This is a genomic window from Xanthomonas sp. SI (genome assembly GCF_014236855.1).
In the GTDB taxonomy this organism is placed as follows: domain Bacteria; phylum Pseudomonadota; class Gammaproteobacteria; order Xanthomonadales; family Xanthomonadaceae; genus Xanthomonas_A.
This window is the reverse complement of the sequence record NZ_CP051261.1, coordinates 3830163-3843517: the sequence shown is the minus strand read 5'-3', so window position 1 is coordinate 3843517 and position 13355 is coordinate 3830163. Positions and strand designations below refer to the sequence as shown.

Annotated in this window: 14 protein-coding genes; 9 read left to right on the top strand and 5 right to left on the bottom strand. The window is 70.9% G+C overall.

Annotated elements, in window-relative coordinates:
• The 3 genes from HEP75_RS16070 (at position 1) to HEP75_RS16060 (ending at position 1454) form a co-directional block, all read left to right on the top strand.
• The gene (locus tag HEP75_RS16070; protein WP_003479775.1) at positions 1-321 is read left to right on the top strand and encodes a YbaB/EbfC family nucleoid-associated protein; all 321 of its coding nucleotides are present in this window, start codon (positions 1-3) and stop codon (positions 319-321) included.
• A gap of 97 nt (positions 322-418) precedes the next feature.
• Positions 419-1030 (top strand): recombination mediator RecR, encoded by a 612-nt coding sequence (gene recR, locus HEP75_RS16065; RefSeq protein ID WP_185813662.1) that lies wholly within the window; start codon positions 419-421, stop codon positions 1028-1030.
• 76 nt (positions 1031-1106) lie between these two features.
• Positions 1107-1454, top strand: coding sequence for a histidine triad nucleotide-binding protein (locus HEP75_RS16060; RefSeq protein ID WP_185813661.1), 348 nt, complete (start codon positions 1107-1109; stop codon positions 1452-1454).
• Between the two features lie 108 nt (positions 1455-1562).
• Here HEP75_RS16060 and HEP75_RS16055 read toward each other — a convergent pair whose 3' ends face one another.
• From HEP75_RS16055 to HEP75_RS16040, 4 genes are read right to left on the bottom strand one after another with little or no spacing between them, the layout of a single operon-like run.
• Positions 1563-2090, bottom strand: a complete 528-nt coding sequence (locus tag HEP75_RS16055) for a Slp family lipoprotein (protein ID WP_185824208.1) — start codon at positions 2088-2090, stop codon at positions 1563-1565.
• Positions 2087-4036 carry a DUF3488 and transglutaminase-like domain-containing protein gene (locus tag HEP75_RS16050; RefSeq protein WP_185824207.1) on the bottom strand — a complete coding sequence of 650 codons (1950 nt, stop codon included), beginning with the start codon at positions 4034-4036 and terminating at the stop codon, positions 2087-2089. The genes HEP75_RS16055 and HEP75_RS16050 overlap by 4 nt, the downstream gene beginning before the upstream one ends.
• The gene (locus HEP75_RS16045; protein WP_185824206.1) at positions 4029-4985 is read right to left on the bottom strand and encodes a DUF58 domain-containing protein; all 957 of its coding nucleotides are present in this window, start codon (positions 4983-4985) and stop codon (positions 4029-4031) included. Before HEP75_RS16045 ends, HEP75_RS16050 begins: the two co-directional genes overlap by 8 nt.
• 5 nt (positions 4986-4990) lie before the next feature.
• The gene (locus HEP75_RS16040) at positions 4991-5944 is read right to left on the bottom strand and encodes a MoxR family ATPase (RefSeq protein ID WP_185824205.1); all 954 of its coding nucleotides are present in this window, start codon (positions 5942-5944) and stop codon (positions 4991-4993) included.
• A gap of 36 nt (positions 5945-5980) precedes the next feature.
• Here HEP75_RS16040 and HEP75_RS16035 point away from each other — a divergent pair, with 36 nt between their 5' ends.
• From HEP75_RS16035 to HEP75_RS16025, 3 genes are read left to right on the top strand one after another with little or no spacing between them, the layout of a single operon-like run.
• Entirely contained in the window at positions 5981-7828 is a 1848-nt protein-coding gene (locus tag HEP75_RS16035) for a glycosyltransferase family 39 protein (RefSeq protein ID WP_185824204.1), read from the top strand.
• 49 nt (positions 7829-7877) lie between these two features.
• Positions 7878-8873, top strand: coding sequence for a glycosyltransferase family 2 protein (locus HEP75_RS16030; RefSeq protein WP_185824203.1), 996 nt, complete (start codon positions 7878-7880; stop codon positions 8871-8873).
• Positions 8870-10720, top strand: a complete 1851-nt coding sequence (locus tag HEP75_RS16025) for a glycosyltransferase 87 family protein (protein WP_185824202.1) — start codon at positions 8870-8872, stop codon at positions 10718-10720. Before HEP75_RS16030 ends, HEP75_RS16025 begins: the two co-directional genes overlap by 4 nt.
• A 10-nt stretch (positions 10721-10730) precedes the next feature.
• Here the strand turns inward: HEP75_RS16025 and HEP75_RS16020 are convergent, their stop codons facing one another.
• Complete coding sequence (locus tag HEP75_RS16020; protein ID WP_185824201.1) at positions 10731-11303, bottom strand: Maf family nucleotide pyrophosphatase; 573 nt, start codon at positions 11301-11303, stop codon at positions 10731-10733.
• A 160-nt stretch (positions 11304-11463) separates the two neighbouring features.
• Between HEP75_RS16020 and HEP75_RS16015 the strand changes: the two genes are divergently transcribed.
• The 3 genes from HEP75_RS16015 (at position 11464) to HEP75_RS16005 (ending at position 13352) form a co-directional block, all read left to right on the top strand.
• Positions 11464-11973 carry a YceD family protein gene (locus HEP75_RS16015; RefSeq protein ID WP_185816664.1) on the top strand — a complete coding sequence of 170 codons (510 nt, stop codon included), beginning with the start codon at positions 11464-11466 and terminating at the stop codon, positions 11971-11973.
• Positions 11974-12077: 104 nt separating this feature from the next.
• Positions 12078-12272 (top strand): 50S ribosomal protein L32, encoded by a 195-nt coding sequence (gene rpmF, locus HEP75_RS16010; protein WP_003468798.1) that lies wholly within the window; start codon positions 12078-12080, stop codon positions 12270-12272.
• 96 nt (positions 12273-12368) lie between these two features.
• Positions 12369-13352, top strand: a complete 984-nt coding sequence (locus HEP75_RS16005) for a beta-ketoacyl-ACP synthase III (RefSeq protein WP_185820800.1) — start codon at positions 12369-12371, stop codon at positions 13350-13352.
• Positions 13353-13355: the final 3 nt, after the last annotated feature.

Sequence of the window (13355 nt, the reverse complement as noted above, 5' to 3'; positions counted from 1 at the left end):
ATGCGTGGGAACATCGCCCAATTGATGCAGCAGGCGCAGAAGATGCAGGAAAACCTGCAGCGCGCCCAGGAAGAACTGGCCCAACTGGAAGTCACCGGCAGTGCCGGCGGCGGCATGGTCAGCGTGACCCTGACCGGCGCCAAGGAGTGCCGCAAGGTGCGGATCGATCCGAGCATCCTCTCCGACCAGGAGATGGCCGAGGATCTGATCGCCGCCGCCTTCAACGATGCCTCCAACAAGATCGACGCCGAGTCCAAGTCGCGGATGGGCGCGGCCACGGCCGGCATGCCGATTCCGCCGGGCATGAAGCTGCCGTTCTGAGGGGCCGGGATTCGGGAGTGGGGAGTGGGGATTCGCGAAGGCAAGCGCGAAGCCGCTGCTTCCCGATCCCGGAGCCCGACGTCCGAATCCCGAATTCATGTCTTCCCTGCTCGAACAACTGATCGAGGCCTTCCGGATCCTGCCGGGCGTGGGCCAGAAGTCGGCGCAGCGCATGGCCTATCACGTGCTCGAGCGCGAGCGCGACGGCGGGCTGCGCCTGGCCAACGTGCTGGCCGAGGCGGTGGAGAAGGTCGGCCACTGCACGCAGTGCCGCGATTTCAGCGAGACCGAGCTGTGCGCGATTTGCGCCAGCGCAGGCCGCGATCGCCAGCAGCTGTGCGCGGTGGAGTCGCCCGCCGACCGCCTGGCGATCGAGCACGCCACCGGCTACCGCGGGCTGTATTTCATCCTGCAGGGGCGGCTGTCGCCGCTGGACGGCGTCGGGCCGCGCGAACTCGGCCTGGACCGGCTCGGCACGCGGCTGGCGCAGGGCGAGATCACCGAGCTGATCATCGCCACCAATTCCACCGTCGAGGGCGAGGCCACCGCGCATTATCTGGCGCAGCTGGCGCGTCGGCATGGCGTGCGTCCTAGCCGGCTGGCGCAGGGCCTGCCGCTGGGCGGGGAGCTGGAGTACGTGGATCGCGGCACGCTGTCGCATGCGTTCGGCAGCCGCAACGAGGTCCCGCGCGGCGGCGCAGGCGAGTAGCGGCACGTCTGGCGATGGCTGCGTGTCGCCGAATTCGGCTATAACGACTGCCCCTTTCCGCTGTGCGAGCCGGCCCATGGACACCATCTTCGGCAAGATCATCCGCCGCGAAATTCCCGCGAGCATCGTATACGAGAACGACGACGTGCTCGGCTTCAAGGACATCGCGCCGCAGGCGCCGGTGCACGTGCTGTTCATTCCCAAGCAGGTGGAGATTCCCACCCTCGACGACCTGGCGCCGGAGCAGGCTACGCTGGTCGGCAAGCTGGTGCTGGCCGCGGCCGCCTACGCGCGCGAGCAGGGCCTGGCCGAGGACGGCTACCGGGTGGTGATGAATTGCCGCGAGCATGCCGGGCAGACCGTGTTCCATCTGCACCTGCACCTGCTGGCAGGTGCGCCGCTGGGCCGCTTCGGCACGCCCTGAGCGGCCGCCGCGGCGCGACTTGCCGCAGCCCTGCCGGCCAAACAGAAAACGCCGCTTTTCAGCGGCGTTTTCTTCTCCATCATGACACAGCGCGTGGCGCCGGGCGGCTTACCACCAGCCGCGGCCCCAGCCCCAGCGCGGACCCCACGGATCCCACGGGCCCCAGGGACCGTACGGGTAGGCGGGGACCACGTCGACCTGGCGCACCACCGGCCACAGGTAGACCACGTCGGCATCGATCTTCGGCAGGCGGTAGTCGTACTCGCCGATGCGCGTGCTCTCGTAGCCGGCGACGTGGCCGATGAAGGTCACCTCGCGGCCGGGTTCGAACACTGCCGGGTCGTAGAAGCCGGAGCGGCAGGCGACGAAGCGGCCGTCGCTGGCGTCGGCCGAGTCGCTGTCCGGACGGCCGCTGGCGCTCAACGGCCGCGACAGCATCTGGAAGCAGGTCTGGCCCTGGCCGGGCTTGGTCTGGATGATCTTGCCGCCCCAACGCACCGAGGTACCGACCTGCTGGCCGGCGACCGAGTCGCGCGGGGTGACGGTGGCGAATTGGCCTTGCAGCGGCTTGGGCGCGGTCGCGCAGGCACCCAGGGCGAGAACGGCCAGGACGGGGAACAGCAATCGGATCTTCATCGAAATGCTCCGGTATGCGGACGGTGCCTGCGCAGGTCGCGCAACAATGAAGCCCTGTCCGAATCCGCGCCAGCGTAGCGCGAATCGGCGAAACGTTGGCTGAGCGAAAGCAACGCGTTTGCCTCCATCACCTGGTGTACACGCGATGCCCACAGCAGCGCCGGTTCGTGCGCTTCGCGGCCCAGGCCGAGCCGGGCGTAGCGCCGGCCCAGCCGGCGCCAGGCGCGCAGCAGCGGGTCGCGCTCGCGTTCGCCGCGCGCCAGCAGCCAGGCCATCCAGCCCAGCAGCAGGGCGGCGAAGCCGGCGAACAGGGCGACCAGTTGCGCCGGCTCCAGCTTGGCGATGCCCAGGTTGCTCAACAGCTGCTGTTGGCGGTTGGCGTCGAAGGACAGCACCAGGTCGTTCCAGCCGCGGCGCAGCCAGTCGCCGACGTCGCGCAACTGCCAGTCGGCGTTGCCGCCCTGGGCGCCGGCATCGCCGCCGAGGCGGTCTTCCAAGGTGTCGTAGATGCGTTCCGGGGCGACCGCGGCGGTCGGGTCCACGCGCACCCAGCCGCGCTGCGGCAGCCACACTTCGGCCCAGGCGTGGGCGTCCATGCGCCGCACCACCCAATAGCCGCCGAACGGATTGCGGGTGCCGCCGGCATAGCCGGTGACCACGCGCGCGGGGATGCCGGCGCCGCGCATCAGCACTACGAAGGCGGAACTGAAGTGCTGGCAGAACCCGGCCTTCTGCTGGAACAGGAATTCGTCCACGCCGTCGCGGCCGGGCAGCGGCGTCTCCAGCGTGTAGGCGAAGTCGCGGCGGATCCATTGCAGCGCGCGCGCCACGATCGCGGCATCGTCGGCGCCGGCCTGCTGCCGCCATTGTTTGGCCAGCGCCAGGGTGCGCGGGTTGTAGCCGGGCGGCAGCGCCAGCGCGCGCTGGCGCTGTGCCGGCGCCAGCGCGGCCTCGAAGCGCAGCGGCGGCGCCGAGCGCAGGCGCCAGCGGGTCAGCGCGCCGAGCGGGCGCTCGCTGTGCAGCACGTAGTCGGCGGAGATGCGGGTGCCTTCCGGCGCCTGCAGCGGCAGGTCCAGCGCCACCAGCTGGCGGCGATCGGTCGGCTCGACTTCGATCTCGTAGTCCCACGCGGCCGCGCCGGTCTGCACCGCCGGTGCCGGCAGATACGCATTGCCGCGATCCGCACGCCAGGTACTGCCGTCGAAATCCCACAGCACCGGCCCGCGCCAGTAGCGTTGCGCCGGTGCCGGCACGCGGCCGAAGAACTGCACGCGCAGCGCCGGGGTGTCGTCGGCCATCAGGTCCAGCCACTGACCCGGGCTCATCGTGTCCGACAGGCCAGGCCGGCCCAGCGCGCGCTCGGGCACGCCCCACAGCGGCGAGCCCAGGCGCGGGAACAGCCAGAACGCGGCCAGTGCCAGCGGCAGGCCCAGCGCCAGCAGCCGGCCGACGCCGCGCAGCTGGCCGCGCAGCGGCGGCGCGGCGCTGTGGCCTTCCTGGTCGGCCAGGCGCTGCATGCACAGCAGCGCGGCGATCACCGCGGCCAGCCCCAGCAGCATCGTGATCGGCCCCTGGTCCAGCAGGAACGCGGCGAATGGCGCGAACAGGGCGAAGCCGAGCAGGCTGCGCGCATCGCGCAGCGTCTTCAGTTCCGATGGCTTGATCGCCAGCATCGCCGCGAGCATGGCGCAACCGGTGTCGCGGCCGAAGCGCATGCCGACCTGCCAGTAGATCGCCGCCAGCATCGCCGCCACCAGCAGCAGGCGCAGCGCGGCCGGCAGCGGCCGCCATGCCGAACTGGCGCCGATCAGCAGCGCGGTCGCCGCGAACAGCAGCGCCAGCGCGCCGGGCAACTGCAGCAGCAGCGGCAGCAACGCCAGCAGGCCGGCACCCAGCGCCCAGTGGCGGCTGCTGTCGCGCAGCGCGGGCGAGCGCGGCTCAGCCATGCGGCAGCAGCGCCAGCGCGCGCAGGCACAGGTGCCGGTGTTGCGGGCCGCGGCTCGGGCCTAGCGGCGGCTGCCCCGGCAACAGCAGGCGGTAGCGGCGGCCGTCGCGCTCGGCCTCGTTGACCCAGCGCGCCAGCCGCGCGATGCGGCGCTCGTAGGGCAGCGCCGGCAGGCTGCGCCAGTCCAGCACCACGTCCACGCCGATCGGGCGTTCGTATTCGCGCACCAGCAACGTGTCGCGGCGCGCCGAGTGCTTCCAGGAGATCGCGCGCGGCGCATCCCCGGCGCGGTACGGGCGCAACTGCTGCAGCTCTTCGCCGAGCGCGTGCAGGCGGGTCTGGGTCGGGGTGCCGTCGCCGTGCGGCAGCGGCGGCCCGTCCTGCTCCGGTTGCGGATAGACCAACAGCGGCGCGTCCGGCCAGAACCAGGCCCAGGCGCGCAGCAGGCCCAGCGGCTGGGTGGTGGAAATGCGGATGCGCTGCAGGTCGAGCCAGCCGCGGCGTTCGGTGGGCAGTTCCAGGTCGGCTTCGGTGGCGCCGTCGCCGTGCAGGTCGATGTAGGTGTGCCGGTCGGCATGCGCCACGCGCAGGCCGCGGCGCTGCCGGGCGTCGCCGGCGGCCAGCGCCAGGCGCAGCCGCAGCGGCGTGCCGGCCGCGACCGGTTCGGCCGACAGCGCGTCCAGGCGCAGTCCCGACAGCTGCAGGTGGGCGGCGATCGCGCTGGCGATGGCGGCCGCGCCGAGCAGCATCGCCAGCAGCAAGGCGGGGTTGTTGTTGTAGTTCAGCGCGCCGAGCAGCATCGCGCCGAGCAACAGCGCCAGGAAGCCACCGAACGGCGTGGGCAGGATGTAGATGCGGCGCCGGTCCAGCCGCACCGGCAGCGGCTCGGGATCGCGCGGCCGCGCCAGCCGTGCCAGCGCCTGCCGCCACTCGCGCAGCCGTGCCCGCATCGGCCTCAGTCCACCGCCACGCTGTGCAGGATCGCCTTGGCCAGCGCTTGCCCGGAGGCCGATTCCTGTTCGGCCACCAGGCGATGTTCGGCGACCGCCACGAACAGCGCCTGCACGTCCTCGGGCAGCGCGTGCGCGCGGCCGAGCAGCAGCGCGTGCGCCTTGGCCGCGCGCAGCAGCGCGATGCCGGCACGCGGCGACAGGCCCACGCGCACGCCCGGATGCTGGCGGCTGCGCGCGAGCAGCGCCTGCACGTAGCCGACCAGCGCGTCGCTGGCGTGGATCTGTTCCACGCTGTGCCGCAGCGTGGCCATGTCGGTGTCGCTGAGCAGCGGCTGGGCCTGCGCGATCAGGTCGCGGCGGTCGCTGCCGCTGAGCAGCGCGCGTTCGGATTCGGCGCTGGGATAGCCCAGCGCCAGCCGCAGCAGGAAGCGGTCCAGTTGCGAATCGGGCAGCGGAAAGGTGCCCGACAGGTCCACCGGATTCTGCGTGGCGATGACGAAGAACGGCGCCGGCAGCGGATGCGTGGTGCCGTCCAGGGTGACCTGCTGTTCGGCCATCGCTTCCAGCAGCGCGCTCTGCGTGCGCGGCGGCGCGCGGTTGATCTCGTCGGCGAGCAACACGTGCGCGAACACCGGGCCGGGATGGAACTGGAACTGGCGCGATTGCGCGTCGTACACCGACACGCCGAGCACGTCGGCCGGCAGCAGGTCGGAGGTGAACTGCACGCGTTGGAAGCTCAATCCCAGGCTCGCGGCCAGCGCATGCGCCAGTGTTGTCTTGCCGAGTCCGGGCAGGTCCTCGATCAGCAGATGTCCTCCGGACAGCAGCGCGACAAACGCCATGCGCACTTGCTGCGGCTTGCCCAGGACCAGCGAATTGACCTGCTGCTGGGCCTGCGCGAGCGCCTCGCGCAGCGTATCGGTTAGCATTTCCTGCAAGCGGGGCGGAGTAGGCATCGCATTCTCGCAACGGTTTAGGGGAGTCTAAAGGCAATGCAAGGCGAACAACGTGCACGCACCACCTTCATGGTGCTGTGGATGCTGGTCACCGCAGCCAAGCTGCTGGTGGCCGCGCGCCTGCCGTTGTTCGTCGACGAGGCGTTCTATTGGCAGGAAGGCCAGCACCTGGCCGCCGCCTATTCGGATCTGCCCGGGCTGACCGCCTGGCTGGCGCGGCTGGGCGTGGCGCTCGGCGGCGACCACCTGTTGGCGCTGCGCGCGCCGTTCCTGCTGGTGTCGGCGTTGATGCCGTGGCTGATCGCGCGCATCGCCACGCGCTGGTTCGGTGCGGTGGCCGGCTGGCGCGCCGGCAGCCTGACCTTGCTGATGCCGCTGTCGGGCACGCTCGGCATCCTCGCCTTGCCGGACGTGCCGATGGCGCTGGCGACGATCCTGTGCATGGACGCCAGCGCGCGGCTGCTGCGCCAGATCGATGCGATGAGTGCGGTGGAACTGGCGCTGGGCCTGACCCTGGGCGCGCTGAGCCATTACCGCTTCGCCGGGGTGATCGGGGTCGGCGCGATCGCGCTGCTGCTGATCCCGCAGGGCCGGCGCATGCTGCGCGATCCGCAGGTGTGGGTGGCGCTGGCGATGGGCATCGTCGCCTGGCTGCCGCTGCTGGCCTGGAATGCGGACAACGGCGAGGCCGGGGTCAAGTTCCAGCTGATCGATCGGCATCCGTGGAGCTTCCAGCCCGGCGGCATCGCCTTCGTGCTGATCCAGGGCCTGCTGGTCACGCCGCTGCTGGCGGTGGCGATGTGGAAAGTGGCGCTGGTGGCCACCCGCGGCGGCGGCAGCGGCGGCGCACGCGTGCAGTGGCGCTATTTCGGCCTGCTCGGCGGCGTGTCCACGCTGGGCATCTTCCTGCTCGGCTTCTTCACCGATGCCGAGCGCATCAGTTTCCACTGGCCGTTGCCGGGCTATCTGGCCTTGCTGATCGCCGCGCCGGTGATCCTCAACGGCTGGCCGAAACGGCTGCGCCGCGCGACCTGGTTGCTGACCGGGATCGGTCTGGTCGGCGCGTTCGGCTATTACCTGGCGGTGTCGGTGCCGTCGGTGCGCGAGCATGCCGCTGGCGACAAGTACTACCCGCGCAACTTCGCCGGCTGGAAGCCGCTGGCCTCGGCAGTGCGCCGCGAACTGGCGGCGATGCCGGCGGGCACGCAGGTGCTGGCCGACAACTTCAAGGTCGGTGCCGAGCTCGGTTTCGAACTGGGCGATGCCGATATTCAGGTGCTGCCGCACGCGTTGAACGACAAGCACGGGCGCAGCGCGCAGCTGCGCCAGTGGGGCCTGCTCGGCGATGGCCGGCGCGATGGGCCGCGGCTGCTGGTGCTGTCGCCCAGCGACATGAAATACCGGCTGCTGCTGCAGCGCTATCACGCCGTGTGCGAACTGGTCGGCCCGTTGCCGCCGCCGAAGGTGGTGTCCAGCGATCACGGCAACCAGCGCTTCCTGCTGTTCGCGCTGCCGGCGCAACGCCTGCCTGGGCCGTGCACGACGCCGGCGATGGCCTGGTTCAACGCGCCGGGCGTGGGCGACAAGGTGGCGCCGCATTTCGAGGTGTCCGGCTGGGCGTTCAAGGATGGCGTGGGCATCGCCCGGGTCGAGGTGCTGCTCGACGGCAAGGTCGCCGCGCAGGCGCGCTACGGCGAGACCTACGACATCACCGCGTTCTGGAAGATCTCCACCGATCCGGGCCATCCCAACGTCGGCTTCCGCGCCGAACTCGATGCCAGCGGATTGGCGCCGGGCACGCATTGGCTCGGCCTGCGCCTGCATGGCCGCGACGGCAGCGTCGAGGAGTGGTGGGAGCAGCCGATCGAACTGCGCCGCCGCTGATAGCATGGCGCGCCTTTCCACGCCCGCCGCGCAGGACCGCCCACCGCCCATGCCGAGTCTTTCTGCTGCCCACGCCGCGGCCATGCCGCGGATCGCGGTGCTGGTTCCCTGCCACAACGAAGCGGCCACGATCGGCCAGGTGATCGCCGCGTTCGCCGCGCAGTTGCCGACGGCGAGCATCCACGTGTTCGACAACAATTCCAGCGACGCCACCATCGAGCGCGCGCGCGCGGCCGGCGCGCAGGTGCGCGAAGTCGCGTTGCAGGGCAAGGGCAACGTGGTGCGGCGCCTGTTCGCCGATGTCGATGCCGACGTGTACGTGCTGGTCGATGGCGATGCGACCTACGACGCGGCGATGGCGCCGGCGCTGATCGAGCGCCTGCTGCGCGATGGCCTGGACATGGTGGTCGGCGCGCGGCGCAGCGACGAGGTCGCGGCCTATCGCGCCGGGCACCGCGTCGGCAACGTGCTGCTGACCCGCTGCGTGAGTTTCCTGTTCGGGCGCAGTTTCGACGACATGCTGTCCGGCTACCGGGTGTTCTCGCGGCGCTATGTGAAGTCGTTTCCCGCGCATGCCGCCGGCTTCGAGACCGAGACCGAACTGGCGGTGCACGCCCTGCAGTTGCGCATGCCGGTGGCGGAAGTGGCCACGGCCTACGGCGCGCGGCCGCAAGGGTCGCAAAGCAAGCTGCGTACCTGGCACGACGGCACGCGGATCCTGCTGACCATCCTGCGCCTGTTCAAGGCCGAGCGGCCGTTGCTGTTCTTCTCGCTGGGCTTCGGCGCCTGCGTGCTGTTGGCATTTGGGCTGGCGGTGCCGCTTGTGCTCACCTATGCGCACACCGGCCTGGTGCCGCGCTTCCCGACCGCAATCCTGTGTTCGGCGCTGGTGCTGCTCGGCTTCCTGTTGCTGGCCTGCGGGCTGATCCTGGGCACGGTCACCCGCGGCCGGGTCGAGGCCAAGCGCCTGGCCTATCTGGCGATCCCGGCGCTGCCGTCGCGTTCGCCGTCGGCGTCTGCCACTGCCGAAGACGACCACGCATGAGTGCGGCAAGCGCCGCAGTGCCGGGTCCGAGCCGCCGCCAGCGCCTGCTGCGCGCGCTGGATCGCCGCTTCGCCTTCCACAGCCGCGGCGACGTGATCGCCGCCGGCATCGCGGTGGCGCTGCTCGGCGGCCTGCTGTCGCTGCTGCTGGGCCAGGACGCCAACTGGGATCTGCGCAATTACCACCTGTACAACGGCTATGCCGCGCTGCACGGCCGCCTCGGCACGGACCTGGCGCCGGCGCAGTTGCAGAGCTACTTCAATCCGTTGCTGGACGTGCTGCACTACGCGCTGATGACCGGCCTGCCGGCGCCGCTGGCGGGCTTCGCGATGGGCGCGCTGCACGCGCTGGCGTTCCTGCTGCTGGCCGGCATCGTCTGGCAGGTGCTGGATCCGCGCCTGGATCGGGCGCGGTTGGCGCCGTGGCTGGCCCTGGCCGGCATGTGCAGCGCTGCGTTCCTGTCCGAATTCGCCGGGACCATGGCCGACAACAGCAGCGCACTGCCGGTGCTGGGCGCCTTGCTGGCCGCGCTGCACGCGCAGCGCCGGCAACAGGCGGCCGGGCAGGGCGTGGCGGTGGCGTGGTGGGCGCTGGCCGGTGCGCTGCTGGGCCTGGCGCTGGCCTGCAAGCTGACCAATGCGTCGTTCGCGCTTGCGCTGGGCGTGGCCGCGCTGGTCGCGGGCGGGCGCATGCGGCAACGCGTCGGCGGCGCCGCGGTGCTGACCGTGGTCACCGTGCTCGGCTTCGCGGTCCTGGCCGGGCCGTGGTTGCTGGGCGTGTGGAAGGCCTTCGGCAACCCGCTGTTCCCGCAGTTCAACAGCCATTTCCTGGCGCCGCTGGCGCAGCCGGTCGCGCTCAGCGATACGCGCTGGCTGCCGCAGGGCTGGCTGCAGTGGCTGAGTTGGCCGCTGCACTTCTCGTTCGCGCCGAACCGGGTCAGCGAGGTCGCCTTGCGGCAGATCGTCTGGCCATTGCTGTACCTGGTCGGTCTGGCCACGCTGCTGCGCTTCGCGCTGCGCCGGCCACCCCGGCCCGCGGTGGCCAGCGACGTGGTCGCGCCGGCATGGCGCGCGCTGCTGGTGTTCTTCGTGGTCGCGTACCTGGCCTGGCAGTCGGTCTTCAGCATCCAGCGTTACCTGGTGGTACCGGAGTTGCTGGCGCCGCTGCTGCTGTGGGTCGGGCTGCGGCGCTTGCTGCCGGCACGCATCGCCGCGCCGGCGGCGCGCTGGGCGCTGATCGCCTGCGCACTGGTCGCCATACAGGGCTGGGGCGACTGGGGCCACGAACGCTGGGCGCGCGCGGCGTTCCGGGTGCAGGCGCCGAGCATGCCGCAGCCGGCGCGCAGCCTGGTGCTGCTGGTCGGCGATGTGCCGCAGTCGTGGCGCATCCCGTTCCTGCCGGCGCAGGCGGCGTACGCGTCGGTGGCGTCCAATTTTCCCGAATCGCCGGCCTATGCCGAGCGCGTGCAGGCGCTGCTGGCCGAACGCGGCCAGGGCTATGCGCTGTTGCCGGCGACGGTGGATCGCAACGTCGCGCGCTTGCAGCGGCTCAATGCGCTGGCTGCGCGCCTGGGCCTGGACCGGGGGCCGGACTGCCGGCTGATGCGGCGCCTGGCGCACCGGCCGGTACGCGCGGCAGTGACCGAGCACGATGGCCGCTGCCAGTGGACGATCCTGCCGGAACGGGCCATCGACATCGCCGCCGGCGACCGCGAGGCGTTGGCCCTGGCCGACCGGCAGTTGGCCGGCTACGGCCTGGCCTTGCAGCTGGACACCTGCGCGGTCCACGAGTCCTGGGTCGGGCAGGCGCGCTTTCCGTACCAGTGGTGCCGGGTCGGCCGGCGCTGATCGCGCTGGGTCAGGGCAGCACGTAGCCGGCCTCGCGCAGCAGCCCGGCCAGGCCGATCAGCGGCAGCCCGACCAGCGCGGTCGGGTCCTGGCTGTGGATCGCGCTGAACAGGCTGATGCCCAGGCCTTCGCACTTGAAGCTGCCGGCGCAGTCCAGCGGCTGCTCGGCGGCGACGTAGCGGGCGATCTCCTCGGCCTGCAGCACGCGGAAGCGCACTTCGGTCAGGTCGCACAGCTGCAGCGCCCGTTCGCCGCGCAGCAGGCACACCGCGGTATGGAAGCGCACGCTGCGTCCGGACATCGCCGCCAGCTGCGCCTGCGCGACCTCGGCATGGCCGGGCTTGCCCAGCGGCTGGCCATCGAGTTCGGCGACCTGGTCGGAGCCGATCACCCAGGCATCGGCGGCGCCGGCGGCCACCGCCGCGGCCTTGGCCCGCGCCAGGCGCTGCGCCAGCGCCAGCGGCGCTTCCCCGGGCAGCGGCGTCTCCTCGACCTGCGGGCGGGCGCTGTCGAACGGCAGGCGCAGGCGCTGCAGCAGCTCGCGACGATAGACGGAGGTGGAGGCCAGGATCAGGCGCGGCATCGGCGGTCGGGCAGGGCGGCGCGGGCGCCGGGGCCGGCAGTCTGCGGCGGCAGGCCCGGGCCGGGCAAGCAGGTCGTTGGACGGGCAGAATGACGAGCGTGGCAGGATGACAGGGACGGGTTTGACAGAGCCTGTCCTAGTCCTTAACATTCTGCGGCTTATGTCCGCGAACGTGCCCGAACTGTTGGATGCCTGGCGGATGGTCGCAGCGCGCAGGGTCTTCGAAGACCGTCTGCCGCTCTCGGCGATGACCCGTCTGCAAGGCAGTCTGGCCGATACCGAAGGCGAATGCCGCTACACGCTGGAATTCGGCCGCGACGCTGTACTGCAAGTGTCCTACGTCGAACTGACGCTCGAAACCGAGCTGCCGCTGATCTGTCAGCGCAGCCTGCAGCGCTTCCTGCTGCCGGTGTCCAGCGTACAGCGGCTGGGGCTGATTCGCAGCGAGGCCGAAGAGGCCGCGCTGCCGCCGGAGTACGAGGCCTTGCTGGTGCCGGACGACGGCATGCTGCGGCCCGCCGATCTGGTCGAGGACGAGTTGGTGCTGGCGGTTCCGCTGGTGCCGGTGGCGCCCGGAAGCGAGGCGGTCGAACAGGACTGGCCGGCGACCGAGGAAGAGGTGAGCAAGGCCAACCCGTTCGCGGCGTTGGCGGCGCTGAAGAAACAGTAGCGGTCGGCTCGCCGGCCCGCTGCCTTGAAGGTTGTTGCCGGACGCGCGCGTCCTGCGCGACGTAATGACGACAGATGTAAACGAACCGAGTTTGGAGCAATCCCATGGCTGTGCAGAAATCCCGTGTCACCCCGTCCCGCCGCGGCCAGCGCCGTTCGCACGACGCCCTCAGCGCCAAGCAGCTGTCGACCGACCCGACCAGCGGCGAGATCCACCTGCGCCACCACATCACCGCCGACGGCTACTACCGCGGCAAGAAGGTGATCGTCACCAAGACCTCGCAGGTCGAAGAAGATTGATTTGTGCCCGTCCCTCGCGCCGCGGCGGACGGAGTCACCCATCTTCACAGGCCGCGCCCGCACGGGCGGCCTGCGTAACAGGCAACAGGAATCAGCATGAGCAAGCGGATCTATTCCAGGATCGCGGGCACCGGTAGCTATTTGCCTGAAAAAGTGTTGACCAACGACGATCTGTCGCACATGGTCGATACCAGCGACGAATGGATCCGCAGCCGTACCGGCATCCGCGAGCGGCACATCGCCGCGCCGGGGCAGACCGCCGGTGATCTCGGCTACGAAGCCGCGTTGAAGGCGATCGAGGCGGCCGGCATCGAGGTCGCCGCGCTCGACATGATCGTCGTCGGCACCACCACCCCGGATCTGATCTTCCCGTCCACCGCCTGCCTGATCCAGGCGCGGCTGGGCGCGGTCGGTTGCGCCGCGTTGGACGTCAACGCCGCCTGCTCGGGCTTCGTCTACGCGCTCAGCGTGGCCGACAAGTTCATCCGCTGCGGCGACGCCAAGACCGTGCTGGTGATCGGCACCGAGACCCTCAGCCGCATCGTCGACTGGACCGAGCGCACCACCTGCGTGCTGTTCGGCGACGGCGCCGGTGCGGTGGTCCTGCGCGCCGACGAAGACACCGGCATCCTCAGCACCCATCTGCATGCCGACGGCAGCAAGAAGGAACTGCTGTGGAATCCGGTCGGCATCTCCACCGGGCTCGGCGACGGCACCGGCGACGCCTCCGCCGGCGGCATCCAGATGAAGGGCAGCGAGGTGTTCAAGTACGCGGTCAAGGCGCTGGACGCGGTGGTCGACGAGACCCTCGACGCCAACGGCCTGAACAAGGGCGACCTGGACTGGCTGATCCCGCACCAGGCCAACCTGCGCATCATCGAAGCCACCGCCAAGCGCCTGGAGCTGTCGATGGAGCAGGTGGTGGTGACGGTGGACATCCACGGCAACACCTCGTCCGCCTCGGTGCCGATGGCGCTGGACGTGGCGGTGCGTTCCGGCCGCGTGCAGCGCGGCCAGCTGCTGCTGCTGGAAGCCTTCGGCGGCGGCTTCACCTGGGGCTCGGCGCTGCTGCGCTACTGAGTC